This window comes from Rhodococcus sp. WMMA185, assembly GCF_001767395.1.
In the GTDB taxonomy this organism is placed as follows: domain Bacteria; phylum Actinomycetota; class Actinomycetes; order Mycobacteriales; family Mycobacteriaceae; genus Rhodococcus_F.
Map to the genome: position 1 here is coordinate 49357 of NZ_CP017014.1, position 15078 is coordinate 64434.

General features: G+C 63.7%; 13 protein-coding genes. 9 read left to right on the top strand and 4 right to left on the bottom strand.

Annotation, left to right across the window (positions count from 1 at the left end):
* Window positions 1–75 precede the first annotated feature (75 nt).
* Window positions 76–1083, bottom strand: coding sequence for an NAD(P)H-dependent glycerol-3-phosphate dehydrogenase (locus BFN03_RS00165; RefSeq protein ID WP_070377304.1), 1008 nt, complete (start codon window positions 1081–1083; stop codon window positions 76–78).
* A gap of 140 nt (window positions 1084–1223) precedes the next feature.
* Here BFN03_RS00165 and BFN03_RS00170 point away from each other — a divergent pair, with 140 nt between their 5' ends.
* The 3 genes from BFN03_RS00170 to BFN03_RS00180 all read left to right on the top strand — a co-directional run bounded on the left by BFN03_RS00170 (window position 1224) and on the right by BFN03_RS00180 (window position 5219).
* A complete protein-coding gene (locus tag BFN03_RS00170) occupies window positions 1224–2114 on the top strand; it encodes a haloalkane dehalogenase (RefSeq protein ID WP_070377305.1) in 891 nt (296 codons plus the stop codon).
* A gap of 97 nt (window positions 2115–2211) precedes the next feature.
* Entirely contained in the window at window positions 2212–4140 is a 1929-nt protein-coding gene (locus tag BFN03_RS00175; protein ID WP_070377306.1) for a 2-oxoacid:acceptor oxidoreductase subunit alpha, read from the top strand.
* An 11-nt stretch (window positions 4141–4151) separates the two neighbouring features.
* Window positions 4152–5219 carry a 2-oxoacid:ferredoxin oxidoreductase subunit beta gene (locus BFN03_RS00180; protein ID WP_084385715.1) on the top strand — a complete coding sequence of 356 codons (1068 nt, stop codon included), beginning with the start codon at window positions 4152–4154 and terminating at the stop codon, window positions 5217–5219.
* Between the two features lie 49 nt (window positions 5220–5268).
* On the opposite strand, the gene BFN03_RS00185 is transcribed toward BFN03_RS00180, so the two are convergent.
* Complete coding sequence (locus BFN03_RS00185; RefSeq protein ID WP_070377308.1) at window positions 5269–6753, bottom strand: multicopper oxidase family protein; 1485 nt, start codon at window positions 6751–6753, stop codon at window positions 5269–5271.
* A 311-nt stretch (window positions 6754–7064) separates the two neighbouring features.
* Between BFN03_RS00185 and BFN03_RS20885 the strand changes: the two genes are divergently transcribed.
* From BFN03_RS20885 to BFN03_RS00195, 3 genes are read left to right on the top strand one after another with little or no spacing between them, the layout of a single operon-like run.
* Window positions 7065–7187 (top strand): hypothetical protein, encoded by a 123-nt coding sequence (locus tag BFN03_RS20885; protein WP_269748457.1) that lies wholly within the window; start codon window positions 7065–7067, stop codon window positions 7185–7187.
* An 18-nt stretch (window positions 7188–7205) separates the two neighbouring features.
* Window positions 7206–8042, top strand: coding sequence for a mycofactocin-coupled SDR family oxidoreductase (locus tag BFN03_RS00190; protein WP_070377309.1), 837 nt, complete (start codon window positions 7206–7208; stop codon window positions 8040–8042).
* A 45-nt stretch (window positions 8043–8087) separates the two neighbouring features.
* Entirely contained in the window at window positions 8088–8927 is an 840-nt protein-coding gene (locus tag BFN03_RS00195) for a mycofactocin-coupled SDR family oxidoreductase (protein ID WP_070377310.1), read from the top strand.
* A gap of 63 nt (window positions 8928–8990) precedes the next feature.
* Here BFN03_RS00195 and BFN03_RS00200 read toward each other — a convergent pair whose 3' ends face one another.
* Window positions 8991–10178, bottom strand: a complete 1188-nt coding sequence (locus BFN03_RS00200; protein WP_070377311.1) for an ROK family transcriptional regulator — start codon at window positions 10176–10178, stop codon at window positions 8991–8993.
* Between the two features lie 220 nt (window positions 10179–10398).
* Here BFN03_RS00200 and edd point away from each other — a divergent pair, with 220 nt between their 5' ends.
* The 3 genes from edd to BFN03_RS00215 are packed head-to-tail and all read left to right on the top strand — an operon-like array spanning window position 10399 to window position 14362.
* The gene (gene edd / locus BFN03_RS00205; protein WP_070377312.1) at window positions 10399–12249 is read left to right on the top strand and encodes a phosphogluconate dehydratase; all 1851 of its coding nucleotides are present in this window, start codon (window positions 10399–10401) and stop codon (window positions 12247–12249) included.
* A gap of 11 nt (window positions 12250–12260) precedes the next feature.
* The gene (gene eda, locus BFN03_RS00210; protein ID WP_070380471.1) at window positions 12261–12887 is read left to right on the top strand and encodes a bifunctional 4-hydroxy-2-oxoglutarate aldolase/2-dehydro-3-deoxy-phosphogluconate aldolase; all 627 of its coding nucleotides are present in this window, start codon (window positions 12261–12263) and stop codon (window positions 12885–12887) included.
* Window positions 12888–12925: 38 nt separating this feature from the next.
* Window positions 12926–14362 carry a sugar porter family MFS transporter gene (locus tag BFN03_RS00215; protein ID WP_070377313.1) on the top strand — a complete coding sequence of 479 codons (1437 nt, stop codon included), beginning with the start codon at window positions 12926–12928 and terminating at the stop codon, window positions 14360–14362.
* On the opposite strand, the gene BFN03_RS00220 is transcribed toward BFN03_RS00215, so the two are convergent.
* On the bottom strand, window positions 14359–15078 hold the full coding sequence (locus BFN03_RS00220) for a FadR/GntR family transcriptional regulator (protein WP_070377314.1): 720 nt from the start codon (window positions 15076–15078) through the stop codon (window positions 14359–14361). The two genes, BFN03_RS00215 and BFN03_RS00220, sit on opposite strands and share 4 nt — an antisense overlap.

Sequence of the window (15078 nt, forward strand, 5' to 3'; positions counted from 1 at the left end):
AGAGTCTGCCCGAGGTTTCTAGGAGAAAACTTAGAAGCGTCCAGAGACTGATACTACCGGGGTTCGGCCCTCGGCTCAGGCAACCTCGTCTTCACTTCCCGGGGCCACTCTTCGCAGCCCGCGATAGGCACCCTCGGCCGTCTGCCGCCCTGCGACCACCGCCTCGACCTCGGCGGCGATGGGCATGTCCACGTTGTAATCGCGGGCCAGTTCCATCACCGTAGGGGCAGTCTTGACACCCTCGGCGACCTGGCCGAGGGCGTCAAGCGCTTCGTCCACCGTCGAGCCGCGGGCGATGGCCTCACCGACTCGCCGGTTGCGTGAACTCGGGCTCATGCAAGTAGCGATCAGGTCGCCGACCCCGGTGAGTCCGGCGAACGTCCGTGGATTCGCACCCATCGCTTCGCCCAGTCGGGTCATCTCGGCCAGTCCACGAGCGAGCACCATCGCCCGGGTGTTGTCACCGACCCCCAGTCCGTCGGCCATTCCGGATGCGATGGCGACGATATTCTTGAGTACTCCACCGAGTTCGCAACCGAGCACGTCTGTGTTGCGGTAGACGCGGAACACCACGGATGCGAACAACGGCTGCAGCGCGGTAGCAACCCGGACATCTTGGGTGGCGACGACAGAAGCCGCCGCATACCCATCGACGATCTCCCGCGCGATGTTGGGGCCGGCGAGCAATCCGACCGGATGGCCGGGCAGGCACTCTGCGATCACCTCGGTGGGCCGCAATCGGGTGCCCGGCTCGAGTCCTTTGGCCAAGGACAGCACCGGCACCCACGCGCGCACTTCGTTGGCGATCTGGCCGAGTGTGCTCCGGATCGAGTGCGAAGGCACGCCGACCACCAGGACATCGGCTTCCCGCGCCGCCTCGACCAGATCGGACGTCGCGCGAATGGTGGGGGCAAGCGCGCGGTCGCCGAGGTAGCGAGAGTTGCGGTGCTCGGTGTTGATCTCGTCGGCAATCTCGTGTCGACGTGCCCACAGCAGGGTCGGAGTGTTGTGGGCGGCGAGACTTGCGACCGTCGTGCCCCACGAACCGGCCCCGAGAATGACAACGCGTACCGGCCGGGACATCAGCGATCACCACCAGATCTGTTGTTGTGCATAACGACAAGCCTTGCATCTGAAGCCGTTCGACGACGGTGAATCGGCAACTCCCATCTCTCCTGCCGCCTCGCGCGCTACGGCTGTGCGTTTGGCGCTAGGGTCGAGCGATGGAGACGTTGAGAACCCCTGACCAATGCTTCGCCGACCTTCCCGGTTTCCCATGGAGTCCTCACTATGCGGACACGTCGGACGGCCTGCGGATGGCCTATATCGACGAGGGCCCGAAGGACGGTCCGGTTGTGCTCTTGCTGCACGGAGAACCGAGCTGGTCATATCTGTACCGCCACATGATCCCGGTCCTGGTCGATGCCGGCATGCGCGTGATCGCCCCGGACCTGATCGGGTTCGGTCGCAGCGACAAGCCCACCGAAGTATCCGACTACACCTATGCGCGCCACGTCGAGTGGATGCGGTCGTTCCTGTTCGATGCGCTCGATCTGAATGACATCACCCTGTTCTGCCAGGATTGGGGAGGGTTGATCGGTCTGCGACTGGTCGGTGAGCACCCTGAGCGTTTCGCCCGCGTCTGCGCATCCAATACCGGGCTTCCGGACGGCACCCGGAAGCTCCCTGAGGCATGGCAGATGTTCCGCAACTTCGTCGCGAGCACTCCCGACCTGCCGATCGGCCGTCTGGTGTCCGGCGGGTGCACGGAGCCGCTGACCGAGGAGGAAATCGCCGCGTACGAGGCCCCGTTCCCCGACTCCTCGTACAAGGCCGGTGCCCGAGCGTTCCCCGACCTCATTCCGCAGGACGAGGACAATGTTGCCACTCCGGACAACCGGGCGGCATGGGTCGGACTGGCGAAGTTCGACAAGCCGTTCCTGTGCCTGTTCTCCGACAAGGATCCCATCACCGCCGGGGGCGAACGGGCCCTCATCCACAAGATCGACGGCGCCGCAGGACAACCGCACCAGACCGTCGAGGGCGGCGGTCATTTCGTGCAGGAGGATCGCGGCGACGTTCTCGCGGAGGCGCTGATCGCCTGGATGCAGTAAGCCGCGATACGCCATGAATCTCCCAAACGCCGGTATCGTCGGATGAGAGGCAGCTGATCTGCGAAGACGTCGAGTCGAGAGGGATCGAAGTCCACATATGAACGAGACTGCGGGCCCCACCAAGCTGGAACGGGTGGTCATTCGGTTTGCCGGAGATTCGGGCGACGGCATGCAGTTGACCGGCGACCGATTCACATCTGAAGCGGCGGCATTCGGCAACGACCTCGCTACCGCGCCCAACTTCCCCGCGGAGATTCGGGCCCCGCGAGGCACGCTCCCCGGTGTCTCGTCGTTCCAGATCCAGATCGCGGACTACGACATCCTGACCGCCGGCGACCGCCCGGACGTACTGGTTGCCATGAATCCGGCAGCCCTGAAGGCGAACGTCGGTGATCTGCCGCGTGGCGGCACGATCATCGTGAACACGGACGAATTCACCAAGAGGAACCTGTCGAAGGTCGGCTATGCTTCGAATCCCCTCGACGACGACTCCCTCGCGGACTTCGTGGTTCATCAGGTGGCGATGGGGACGTTGACGGCCGGGGCGGTGGAACCCGTAGGTCTGAGTCGGAAGGACGGCGACCGGGCGAAGAACATGTTTTCGCTGGGCTTGCTGTCATGGATGTACAACCGCCCCACCGAAGGCATCGAGCAGTTCCTACGGTCGAAGTTCGCCGCGACACCGCAGATAGCCGAGGGCAATCTTCTTGCGTTCAGGGCGGGGTGGAACTACGGGGAGACGACCGAGAGTCTCGCGACCACGTACGAGGTGTCGGCCGCAAAGCTGCCGCCGGGCACCTACCGCCAGGTCACGGGCAATACGGCCCTGGCATACGGGGTGGTGGCTGCGGGCCAACTGGCCTCGCAGGACGTCTTTCTCGGTACGTATCCGATCACCCCCGCATCGGACATCCTGCACGAACTGAGCAAGCATCGGAATCTCGGCGTCACCACCTTCCAGGCGGAGGACGAGATCGCAGGAATCGGTGCAGCGTTGGGAGCGTCAATCGGCGGCGCCCTCGGCGTGACAAGTACGTCCGGTCCGGGGCTGGCCCTCCAGACCGAATCGATCGGACTGGCCGTAATGACGGAGATCCCGTTGCTGGTGATCGACGTCCAGCGCGGAGGGCCGTCGACCGGGCTCCCGACGAAGACCGAACAGTCAGACCTGCTGCAGGCAATGTACGGACGCAACGGTGAATCGCCGGTCGCGGTGATTGCACCCCGATCACCGGCAGACTGTTTCGACGCCGCAGTCGAGGCCGCACGGATTGCCATCACCTACCGCACGCCCGTGCTGTTGCTGTCGGACGGCGCGATCGCGAACGGCAGTGAACCGTGGGCGATTCCGAAGGTGTCCGAGTTGGATCGGATCGATCCGGGGTTTGAGGTGGAGTCCTCGGCGGGGGAGGGGTTCGCCCCGTATGCCCGTGACCGGGACACACTCGCGCGTTCGATGGCGATACCGGGAACACCCGGGCTCGAGCACCGGATAGGCGGTCTCGAGAAGTCGGACGGCAGCGGGGACATCTCCTACGACCCTGCCAATCATGACCTCATGGTGCGGTTGCGCCAGGCGAAGATCAAGGGAATCACCGTTCCCGATGTGGTTGTCGACGACCCTTCAGGAGAGGCAGACCTCTTGCTCGTCGGGTGGGGCAGTTCGTACGGGCCGATCGGCGAGGCGTGCCGGCGAGCCCGCCGCGAGGGCAAGAAGGTTGCCCACGTGCAGGTGCGCAATCTCAACCCTCTCCCCTCGAATCTCGGTGACGTGCTTCGGAATTACGGAACCGTTGTTGCGCCGGAGATGAACTTGGGTCAGCTCGCGACCATTCTCCGCTCGAAGTACCTGGTGGATGTGCAATCGGTGACGAAGGTGCAGGGCCTGGCCTTCCTCTCCGACGAACTGCACGAGGTGATCGCCGCAGCTTTGGCGGGCACCCTGAGCTGCAGCGAGCTCGCGAAGACTTCCGAAGCGCTTGCCTCGGCAACCTACCGAACGACCGCACCAGAGCAGGGGGAATAAGCGTGACACGCATGATCGGTAGGGTCGGCAAGGATCTGGGGCTGAGTGCCAGTGCGAGGGTGCCCAAGGCCCACGAACCTCAGAAAGCAAAGGATTTCGCCACGGAGCAGGAAGTCCGCTGGTGTCCGGGGTGTGGCGACTACGTCATCCTCGCAACAATCCGAAGCTTTCTGCCGGAGTTGGGACTTCGCCGCGAAAACATGATGTTCGTTTCCGGCATCGGATGTTCGAGCAGATTCCCGTACTACCTCGACACTTACGGTCTGCACTCGATTCACGGTCGCGCACCCGCGATTGCGACGGGTCTGGCCGTAACTCGACCGGACCTGTCGGTATGGGTGGTCACCGGCGACGGTGATGCGCTGTCGATCGGCGGGAACCACCTCATCCACGCCCTGCGTCGGAATGTCAATATGACGATCCTGCTGTTCAACAACAGGATCTACGGCCTCACCAAGGGGCAGTATTCGCCGACGTCGGAGGTGGGCACAGTCACGAAGTCGACCCCGCTGGGGTCGGTGGATCATCCGTTCAACACCCTGTCACTAGCGCTGGGCGCCGAAGCGACCTTCGCGGCACGTGCGGTGGACACCGATCGCAAAGGTCTGACCGACGTTCTGCGCCAGGCGGCGGAGCACCGAGGCACCTCGTTCGTGGAGATCTACCAGGATTGCCCCATCTTCAACGACGGTTCCTTCGATGTTCTGCGCAAGGAGGGTTCGGAGCAACGATTGATTCCGCTGACCCACGGTGAGCCGATCGTGTTCGGGGGCGTCGGCGAATATTGCGTTGTCCGATCCGGATTCGGTCTCCGTGTGGTCCCGACGGCCCAGGTAGACAGCGATGAGATCGTCGTTCACGACGCCCACACCGACAATCCCGACTACGCCTACGCGCTGTCGCGGCTCTCGGATCAGGACCTCACCCATACCGTGACCGGCGTGTTCCGCAGCGTCGTGCGGGACACTTACGACGATATGGTGCGCCTGCAGAACGACCTTGCGCTCGAGGAAAATCCCGTCGACGACGGCTCGCTTCAACGACTCCTCACCGGTCGTGAGACGTGGACGGTGGAGTGAGTGGCGCGCCGATGAGGTTGAAAAACCTCGCGATTGACATGCCCGGACATCAGCTTACGTAGGAAAAGATGGTCGCCATGCCGGCGGCGAGGTGATAGTCATTGTGGCAGTGAGTGATCCACTGTCCCGGGTTGTTCGCTTCGATGTCGGTCGCAAGCGTCTGGCCGGGTAGCACGATGACGGTGTCCTTCCTGGGGCCCGATCCGTCTGCCCGGGAAACGGCGAAGGTGTGGCCATGCAGATGAATGGGGTGATACATCGCCGTCGTGTTGGTATAGACCAGCCGAGCTCGTTGGCCTTCTCGGACGGTCAAAGGGGTGTATTCGGGGTAGGCCTGATCGTTGATCATCCAGTTGTAGGGGTCCATGCTCCCGCCGAGTGTGGCCAGCAAGGTGGTGTCGGGTTCCCTGGTCGGCAGTCTTGCGCCTTCGGCGGCGTTGAGATCGGCGATGGTGAGCGGTTGGCCACGCAGTTCGTCGGGCGCCACCGTAGGGTTCGGCGGGCAGCCCGCGCCGGTGCGTACCAGAGCGAAGGCCTGCGCTCCTTTCCCCTCCGCTTTCGCGACCAGTGGAAAGACGCCGTCCCGCATGACTACGGTGGCGTCGTACCGTTCACCCATACCGATCAATACCGAATCGGTGTCAACCGGTTCGACGGGAAAGCCGTCTGTATGAGTGACCGTCATGCGGTGATCGCCGAGCGCGACCCGGAACGCGGTGTCGTCGCTGGCGTTGATGATACGAACCACTACGTGCTGCCCCGGCCTCGCCATGAAGGTTGTCGGGTCGACGGGTGGTTTGCCGTTCACGAGGTACATGGGGTAGACCACGTCCCCGGCGTCGCCACCGAGAGCGGGCGAAGTCATCTCGGGCGTCGCTTCAGTGGTCGAGCTACGAAGATCGTCGAATACCTGTGGCGGCGTGCGGCCGATCAGCCAGTCGGAGAGCACGACGACGAACTCGGCGTCCCAATCCGCCGGTGCTCCCGGGTCGTCGACGATCAGGGCCCCGTACAGTCCGCGGCCGCGCTGTAGATCGACGTGTGTGTGGTACCAGTAGGTACCCGGATCAGGCGGGATGAAGTCGTAGGTGAACTCTGAACCAGCCGGTATCGGGGGCTGCGTGACATCTGGCACCCCGTCCATGTAGTTGCGGATCGCGATGCCGTGCCAATGCACGGTGCTCTCGGCCGGAAGCCGGTTGCGGAACAGAACCCGAACCCTGTCTCCGACATTTACCCGCAGAATCGGCCCGGGTAGCTGGCCGTCGTACAGCCATGCGGCGCAGCGTGCCCCTCCGACGTCGACCTCTTCCGGGGCGGCACGGAGGTCGAATTCGACCCGTTTACCGAGCGGGAACTGTCGGGCCTTGGCCTCGGCGAACGCACGTGCCTGCGGTGAGTCGGGCTCGACGGCGGACGCTGTGCCGTCAGTGATGGAGCAGGCACCAGCGAAGCCGAGGAGCGCGACTCCGGCGCCGAGGCGCAGTGCCTGCCGTCTCGACAGTTGAACGTCGAGCTCCGGCCTTCTGGGCATCCTCGCTCCCTCCGCGCGATTGCCTAGGGTGCGAGAGAACCCGTCGGCGTGGCTAGGGCGTCTCTCTTGAGGTTACTCGTTCTTTGCTGGGTGCTCATGCACTGTTCGCTCAGGAGTTGAGCGACAGCGCTGATGCAGGCGACACCGAACTTCGGACAACGGCTTGTTCGGTGTACTCAGTGGCAAAGGGGCGAAGCAGCGACTAGGCGTTGAAGTTCCCTGTGCTCCGAAGAAATCGCGCTGCTCTAGTCCCCTGCGGATCGTTCGTATAAAGTGTGCGACATCACACCTTTCGGTTCGGAGGAACCGGAATGTCGATCAGGTATGGCATCGAAAATTCGCTCGCGCGTTGTGGATTGGTATACGAGTTCGACGTGGATGCTGCCGCTCTCGTCGGGCCTCCGAACGGTATCGAAGACATCACGGCGCTCTAGGGTGCAGGAGGTCTGAACATGTCTGGTCGTGTAGAAAGCAAGGTCGCATTCATCACCGGTGCCGCGCGGGGGCAGGGGCGTAGTCACGCGGTACGGCTGGCGGAAGAGGGCGCGGACATCATCGCGGTCGACATCTGCGAGAACATCGACACGGTTACGTCGTACTCGCTGGGTACCGATGAGGAGCTGCAAGAGACCGTGGCGCAGGTGGAGGCACTCGGCAGGCGAATCGTGGCCGTCAAGGCCGACGTGCGCGACCTGGCCGGTCTCCAGAAGGCCTTCGATTCGGGCATCGAGCAGTTCGGCCATGTCGACATCGTCGTCGCCAACGCCGGCATCGCCACCTTCGGGCAGTCGTGGGAGCTCACCACGGAGCAGTGGCAGGACATGATCGACGTCAATCTGACCGGTGTGTTCAACACGGCCAAGGTCTCGGTCCCGAGCATGATCGCCGCCGGTCGTGGTGGGTCCATCCTGTTCACCAGTTCGACCGCCGGGTTGAAAGGGCTGGAAGGGATGGGGCACTACGCGGCCGCCAAACACGCAGTAGTCGGTCTGATGCGGACCATGGCCAAGGAACTGGGGCAGTACAACATTCGGGTGAACACCATCCATCCCGGCAGTGTGGACACGGCGATGTTCCAGAATCTGGGCGTGTACTCGGCGTTCTTGCCGGACGAACCCGAGCCGTCTCAGGACAAGGCGATACCGGAATTCATGTCGCACAACACGCTGCCCGTGCCGTGGATGGATCCGGCCGACATCAGCAATGCCGTGCTGTTCCTGTGCAGCGACGAGGCGCGGTACGTCACCGGGGTCACCTTCCCTGTCGATGCTGGTGCGTGCGTGAAATGACTCGTAAATCCTAATCCACACAACATCTTCAGGAGGTTTGCCGACATGTCAGGTCGTGTCGAGGGCAAGGTTGCATTCATCACCGGTGCCGCGCGGGGGCAGGGGCGAAGTCATGCGGTACGGCTGGCGGGGGAGGGTGCGGACATCATCGCGGTCGACATCTGCGGGAACATCGACACGGTTACGCCGCTCTACCCGCTTGCAACCGATCAGGAGTTCCAGGAGACCGTGGCGCAGGTGGAGGCACTCGGCAGGAAAATCGTGGCCGTCAAGGCCGACGTGCGCGACCTGGCCGGTCTCCAGAAGGCCTTCGATTCGGGCATCGAGCAGTTCGGCCATGTCGACATCGTCGTCGCCAACGCCGGCATCATCTCCTTCGGGCGATCGTGGGAGCTCACCACCGAGCAGTGGCAGGACATGATCGACGTGAATCTGACCGGCGTGTTCAACACGGCCAAGGTCGCGGTCCCGAGCATGATCGACGCCGGCCGTGGTGGGTCCATCCTGTTCACCAGTTCGACCGCCGGGCTCAAGGGGATGCCAACGGCCGGGCACTACGCGGCCGCCAAACACGCAGTGGTCGGCTTGATGCGGACCATGGCCAAGGAGTTGGGGCAGTACAACATTCGGGTGAACACCATCAATCCCGGCAGTACCGACACCCTCATGATCCAGAATCCGGGCATGTACGAGATGATGTCGCCCGACGATCCCGAACCGTCCCAGGACACGGCTGTACCGGGATTCGCGTCGCTCAACATGCTGCCCGTGCCGTGGATCGATCCGGCCGACGTCAGCAATGCCGTACTGTTTCTCGGCAGCGACGAGGCGCGGTACGTCACCGGGGTCACCTTCACCGTCGATGCCGGGCTGTGCGTGAAGTAGTCGGCAAACTCGTTCTGGGAGCAAGCTACCGACTTGGTGACCGACACCGCGGCTGGCGGAAACCTATTTCTGCTGCGCGAGTCGCTGATCGACAGCGCGGACGCTGAGGACATTGTCGAGTGCCATAGTGGCGCTGCCGACTAGTCCGGACAGTTCCCCGTGTGTCCAGGGGAGAATCTGAAGCTGTTGGGTAGCAATGGATATCGCTTTTCCATAGAGCGTTTCGCGGATTCCGGCTACCAGCGTGTCATAGGCCTGTGCCATATCGCCGCCGACGATAACGACCTCTGGGTTGAGGAGATTGACCGCTGCTGACAGGACTTCTCCGATGCGACGCCCGCTCTCGCGGATCATCCGCCGGGCCTCCGCGTCGCCCGCGAGAGCAAGCGTGATCAGGTCCCGGATGTGGGTGATCTCGCGTCCCTGTTCCTGGAGATTTCGTACCAGTGCCCATCCGCCGGCCACTGCTTCCACACATCCGATGTCGCCGCAACGACATGTCATCCCTTGTGCAGCCGCGATTTTGGTGTGTCCGATCTCCCCGGCGGCGCCGAGGGCGCCGCGTTGGAGAACGCCACCGGATACCAGGCCCGCTCCGAGACCGGTGGACGCCTTGATCAGCAGCATGTCGGCGAAGTCGCGGCGGTCTCCTCGCCTCTCGGCCAGGACCATGACGTTTGCGTCGTTGTCGACGAGGATCGGCGCGTCGGTTACCTCGGCGAGGAACGGATGGAGTGGGACGCCGTCCCAGCCCGACATCATAGGAGAGTTCAGGCTGCACCCGCGCTGCGTGTCGACGGTTCCGGGGAGACTGACCCCGATCCCGACCGTTCGTTTCGCGTTCTCGCCCAGGTATTCGCGCAACGCGATGAGGCGCTGGGCGATAACTGGCATCAACTCGGCCGGACTGGCGCCGATCTCCTGTTCCACATTCTCGGTGACGATCACGTCCCCGGCGAGGTCGCAGATTGCCAGCTGAGTGCGACTCCGGCCGACGGCCGCGGACAGGACAACACCGGCGCGCACATCGAACGTCAATTTTGCCGGTGGACGTCCGCCGGTCGAGATGCCCTCCTCGCGTTCGACCACGAGGCCCGACGCTTGCAGCGTCGCTACTCGGGCCGCGACGGCCGTGCGAGAAAGACCGGTGAGGTTCCCGATCTCAGTCCGTGTCGTGGCCTGCCCGGAGCGGATGAGGGCGAAGACCTCGCCACCCGTCGCCGGAGTGGTTGTCGAGCGAGGCGTCGGCATGCGGTCATTCAACCAACCAGACGCGAGTCTGACAACGCTAACCCGGGCATCTTTGTTCACAAAAAAGCATAAGGCTGTCTTGATCGAAGACGAAAGCTGACCTACCCTCGTCTGCGATGGTCCGCGCCTCGGTCTTCGCCGGTGGTTGGCGCCACTGGGCAACCGACGCGGTCACCCTGATCAAGCGCGACGGATGCGCCTGACACGAAGGAACCACCGCATGACCCACACTGACAGTCGTACCGATGTGCACCCAGTGCTCGCCGCCGTCACCGAACGCATTGTCGAACGCAGCAAGGCCGAGCGCACGGCCTATCTGGCCCGCATACGGGAAGCTGGCGAACGAGGGCCCGCTCGCGGGCGCCTGGCTTGCGCGAATCTGGCACACGGGTTCGCCGCCTCGGGAAAGGTGGACAAGGCGGCCCTGCGCGAGATGGTCAAGCCCAATATCGCCATCGTCTCGTCGTACAACGACATGCTGTCGGCCCACCAGCCGTTCGAGGCATTCCCGAAGCGCCTGAAGGCGGCGGTCGTGGAGGCGGGCGGTATCGCCCAGTTCGCCGGCGGCGTGCCAGCAATGTGTGACGGTGTCACCCAGGGCCGTGACGGTATGCAACTGTCGCTGTTCAGCCGTGATGTGATCGCCATGGCGACTGCTATCGGGTTGTCTCACGACATGTTCGACGGGGCGCTCATGCTCGGTGTCTGCGACAAGATCGTGCCGGGAATGCTCATCGGCGCATTGGGTTTCGGTCACCTTCCGACGATCTTCGTTCCGGCGGGACCGATGACTTCCGGTCTGTCCAACGGCGAGAAGTCCCGGGTGCGGCAGCTTTTCGCCGAGGGCAAGGCTGACCGTGCGGAGTTGCTGGACGCCGAGGCGTCGTCGTATCACGGGGCCGGGACCTGCACGTTCTTTGGCACCGCCAACTCCAACCAACTTCTGATGGAGGTGATGGGCCTGCACCTGCCTGGTTCGAGTTTCGTGAACCCGGGTACACCGCTGCGTGACGCCCTCACTCGGGAGGCGGGCAGGCGGGTCACCGGACTGACCGCACTGGGGGACGAGTACACGCCGATCGGTGAGGTCGTGGACGAACGCGCGGTGGTGAACGCTTGCGTCGCGCTACTCGCCACAGGCGGGTCGACCAACCACACCCTCCACCTCGTGGCGATCGCGCGCGCCGCTGGAATCACTCTGACCTGGGCAGACATGGACGAATTGTCCGCAGTGGTTCCACTGCTCGCCCGCATCTATCCGAACGGGTCGGCGGACGTGAACCATTTCCACGCTGCCGGTGGTCTCGGGTATGTGGTGTCGTCGATGCTCGACGCGGGACTGTTGCACGAGGACGTCAAGACGGTCGTCGGGCCTGGACTTCAGCGCTACACCGAAGAGGCCAAGTTATCCGACGAGGGCGTCGAGTGGCAGCCCGGAACGCGAATCAGCCTCGACACCAGTGTGCTGCGCGGTCCCGAAGATCCCTTCGATGTGAGCGGTGGGCTCAAGATGCTCACCGGAAATCTGGGCACGTGTGTGATGAAGACATCGGCCGTCCATCCGGACCATCGCGTCATGAGCGCCCCCGCCAGGGTTTTCGACGACCAGTCCGACTTTCTCGAGGCATTCGAGTCGGGCGCACTGGACTGTGACTTCGTCGCGGTGCTGCGGTATCAGGGGCCGCGAGCGAACGGAATGCCCGAATTACACAAGCTCACACCGGCACTCGGTGTTCTTCAGGATCAAGGCCGCCGAGTCGCGTTGGTCACCGACGGCAGGATGTCCGGTGCCTCCGGCAAGGTTCCCGCGGCCATTCACCTCACCCCGGAAGCGGCGGTGGACGGACCGCTTGCTCGGGTACGCGATGGTGACCTCATCACCGTCGACGCCGAGTCCGGATCCGTGAACGTCCACATCGACGTGAAAGCACTAGCTGCCCGTGCCGTTACCGGGCGTACGCTGGGCGCCGACGAATGGGTAGGAACCGGACGTGAGTTGTTCGCCGGTATGCGTGCGGTGGTCGGTCCGGCGACACGGGGCGCAAGCGCCTTCCATCCGCAACTCGTGTGAAGGAGCAGTCAGTGACGAACACCCGTTCCCTCCTCGACCGTGTCCCGGTCATCCCTGTTGTCGTCGTTGAAGACACAAGCGATGCGGTGCCGATCGCTCGCGCGCTGGTGGATGGCGGGATACCCATGATCGAACTGACCCTGCGCACATCCTGTGCCCTCGACGCCATCGAGGCGATCGCGAGCGAGGTACCCGAGATCTACGTGGGTGCGGGCACGATCGTGGAACAGGGGCAGGCTGCCCTCGCAGCGCGGGCCGGGGCGCAGTTCCTGGTGTCGCCGGGCAGCACCGAATCGCTGCTGAAGGCGATGGGCGATACCGGCCTTCCTCACCTTCCCGGGGCGGCAACGGTCTCCGAGGTTCTGTCTCTTCTCGAGCGCGGCTACACGGAACTGAAGTTCTTCCCGGCGGAGGCATCGGGCGGTGCCGAATTCCTCCGAGCGATCCACTCGCCGATACCCGCGGCACGATTCTGTCCCACCGGTGGTGTCTCGGCGTCCAATGTCGGCGACTACTTGGCGCTGCCCAACGTGGGGTGTGTGGGTGGATCCTGGCTCACGCCGCCAGAGTCCGTGAAGTTGAACGACTGGGACCGGATCACCGGCCTGACCAGGGAAGCAGCAGTACTCACTCGGTAGTGCGGGCCACCCCACCATCGGATTCCCGAGAGGCTCGAATGACTGCACACATCCCGTCGCCCGATGCGGAGTTGCCCGGTGATATACGAGAGGAGACTTCGGGTCCGGTCCGGTTTGCGCTGATCGCCTCGCTTGGCGGGTTGCTGTTCGGGTACGGCACCGCGGTGATCAACGGCGCGGTGTCGGCGATCGAGGACCGGTTTCACGTTGATGCCGGGGTGCTGGGATTCGTGGTGGCGTCGGCGCTGCTCGGCGCTGCGGTGGGCGCCCTGCTCGCCGGGCGCATCGCCGACCGGTACGGGCGCCTGACCGCTATGCGGTTCGCGGCGGTGATGTTCCTGCTCAGTGGCGTCGGTTCGGGATTCGCCACGAGCGTGGAGATCCTCGTGGTGTTCCGTATCGTCGGCGGTATCAGTGTGGGTTTGGCCTCGGTGGTAGCACCGGCCTACATCGCCGAGATCGCGCCCGCCCGGCTGCGGGGCAGGCTCGGATCGCTACAGCAGGTTGCGATCTCCACCGGCATACTGTTGGCATTCTTGGTCGATTACGTCCTCGCGGCGCTCGCCGACGGGTCCGAACAAGATTTGTGGTTCGGACTCGAAGCGTGGCGGTGGATGTTTCTGGCCATGTGCGTTCCCGCGTTGGTGTACGGGCCGTTGTCGTTGACTATTCCCGAGTCGCCGCGTTACCTGATCGCGAAGGGTAAGACGGATGAGGCGCGCCGATTTCTCGTGGACCATGTCGGTGAGAAGGGTGTGGACCAAGAGATCGACCGGATCCGCTCCTCGCTGGCCCAGCAAAAGCGGCAGTCGCTTCGCGACCTGAAAGGTTCGGCCCTCGGGTTCTTGCCGGTCATGTGGATCGGCATCGGTCTGTCGGTTTTTCAGCAGTTCGTCGGTATCAACGTGATCTTTTACTACTCGAGCACACTGTGGGAGTCCGTCGGTTTCGACGAGAGCAGTTCATTGCAGATCACGGTCATCACCTCGGCAGTCAGCTTGGGTGCCACTGCGATTGCGATCGCCTTCATCGACAGGGTGGGCCGTCGACCGCTGCTCATCATCGGTTCGGCGGGCATGGCCGCGTCGCTCACGACGATGGCGGTCATTTTCGGGACGGCCCCCTCCGTGGTGGTGGACGGCGTCACATTGCCACAGCTGACCGGACTGCAGGGGCCGATCGCGTTGGTCGCATCCAATCTCTTCGTGGCAGCCTTCGGCTTGTCGTGGGGACCGGCAGTGTGGGTGCTGCTCGGCGAGGTGTTCCCCAACCGCATCCGCGCGGTGGCGCTGTCTCTGGCGGTCGGCGTTCTGTGGGCAGCGAATTGGCTGATCACTGTGACGTTCCCGTCGATGATGGACTTCTCGCTCGGACTCTCCTACGGCTTCTACGCCCTGTGTGCGGTGTTGTCGTTGGTGTTCGTGATGCGATGGGTGAGAGAGACCAAGGGTGTGGAGCTAGAAGCCATGCGCTAGATCTTGTCCTTCATCTGCGAGACTGCCATAGCCGATTCCGAAACGATTGCTCGCATGGCATTCTCGGCAGCTTCCGCGTCTCCGGCCTGGACCGACGAGGCCACCACGCCGTGTAGGTGGACGACCTGCTCCTCGGCTACGTACGGCATGAGCGAGTGGCGGGTTCTTCCTTCGAGTACTTCGACCACGATCTGCGCCATCGCCCCCAACAGCGGGTTTCCGGACGCGGTCAGGAGCGTGCGGTGGAAGTCGGAATCATGGGCGAGGTATGCGGCACTGTCTGCGGCGCGGGCGGTGGAAGCCAGTCCGATGACAGCCGCCGTGAGCGCGCCACACTGCTCGGGTGTGGCTCGCTGCGCGGCGAGCCGCGCAGCGAGCGGTTCTATCCCGTAACGCAATTCACTGAGTTTCGCCAGTTGGTCGAACCGCTGTGGTCCGGCTAGCTTCCACCGAATCACATTCGGGTCCAGAGAGTTCCAGTGCTCCTCTCCAAGGACTGTGATGCCCACACGACGTCGCACCGCCAGGAGCCCGAGCGATTCGAGAACTCTCACCACCTCGCGCACGACGGTGCGGGAGACAGAGAACTGGTTGACGACATCGTCCGCGGAAATCCGGGTGCCGGTCGAGACGACTCCGGCCACGATGTCGCTACCCAAGCGGTCGAGCACCGTTTCGTGCAATTGGCGGTACTCGACACCCTCTGAATTGCTCAT

What these genes read in the sequence shown, in the direction of transcription:
- BFN03_RS00165 (WP_070377304.1), bottom strand. Translation starts at nt 1,083, where the DNA reads ATGTCCCGGCCGGTACGCGTTGTCATTCTCGGGGCCGGTTCGTGGGGC.
- BFN03_RS00170 (WP_070377305.1), top strand. Translation starts at nt 1,224, where the DNA reads ATGGAGACGTTGAGAACCCCTGACCAATGCTTCGCCGACCTTCCCGGT.
- BFN03_RS00175 (WP_070377306.1), top strand. Translation starts at nt 2,212, where the DNA reads ATGAACGAGACTGCGGGCCCCACCAAGCTGGAACGGGTGGTCATTCGG.
- BFN03_RS00180 (WP_084385715.1), top strand. Translation starts at nt 4,152, where the DNA reads ATGATCGGTAGGGTCGGCAAGGATCTGGGGCTGAGTGCCAGTGCGAGG.
- BFN03_RS00185 (WP_070377308.1), bottom strand. Translation starts at nt 6,753, where the DNA reads ATGCCCAGAAGGCCGGAGCTCGACGTTCAACTGTCGAGACGGCAGGCA.
- BFN03_RS20885 (WP_269748457.1), top strand. Translation starts at nt 7,065, where the DNA reads ATGTCGATCAGGTATGGCATCGAAAATTCGCTCGCGCGTTGTGGATTG.
- BFN03_RS00190 (WP_070377309.1), top strand. Translation starts at nt 7,206, where the DNA reads ATGTCTGGTCGTGTAGAAAGCAAGGTCGCATTCATCACCGGTGCCGCG.
- BFN03_RS00195 (WP_070377310.1), top strand. Translation starts at nt 8,088, where the DNA reads ATGTCAGGTCGTGTCGAGGGCAAGGTTGCATTCATCACCGGTGCCGCG.
- BFN03_RS00200 (WP_070377311.1), bottom strand. Translation starts at nt 10,178, where the DNA reads ATGCCGACGCCTCGCTCGACAACCACTCCGGCGACGGGTGGCGAGGTC.
- edd (WP_070377312.1), top strand. Translation starts at nt 10,399, where the DNA reads ATGACCCACACTGACAGTCGTACCGATGTGCACCCAGTGCTCGCCGCC.
- BFN03_RS00215 (WP_070377313.1), top strand. Translation starts at nt 12,926, where the DNA reads ATGACTGCACACATCCCGTCGCCCGATGCGGAGTTGCCCGGTGATATA.
- BFN03_RS00220 (WP_070377314.1), bottom strand. Translation starts at nt 15,078, where the DNA reads ATGAGCAATTCAGAGGGTGTCGAGTACCGCCAATTGCACGAAACGGTG.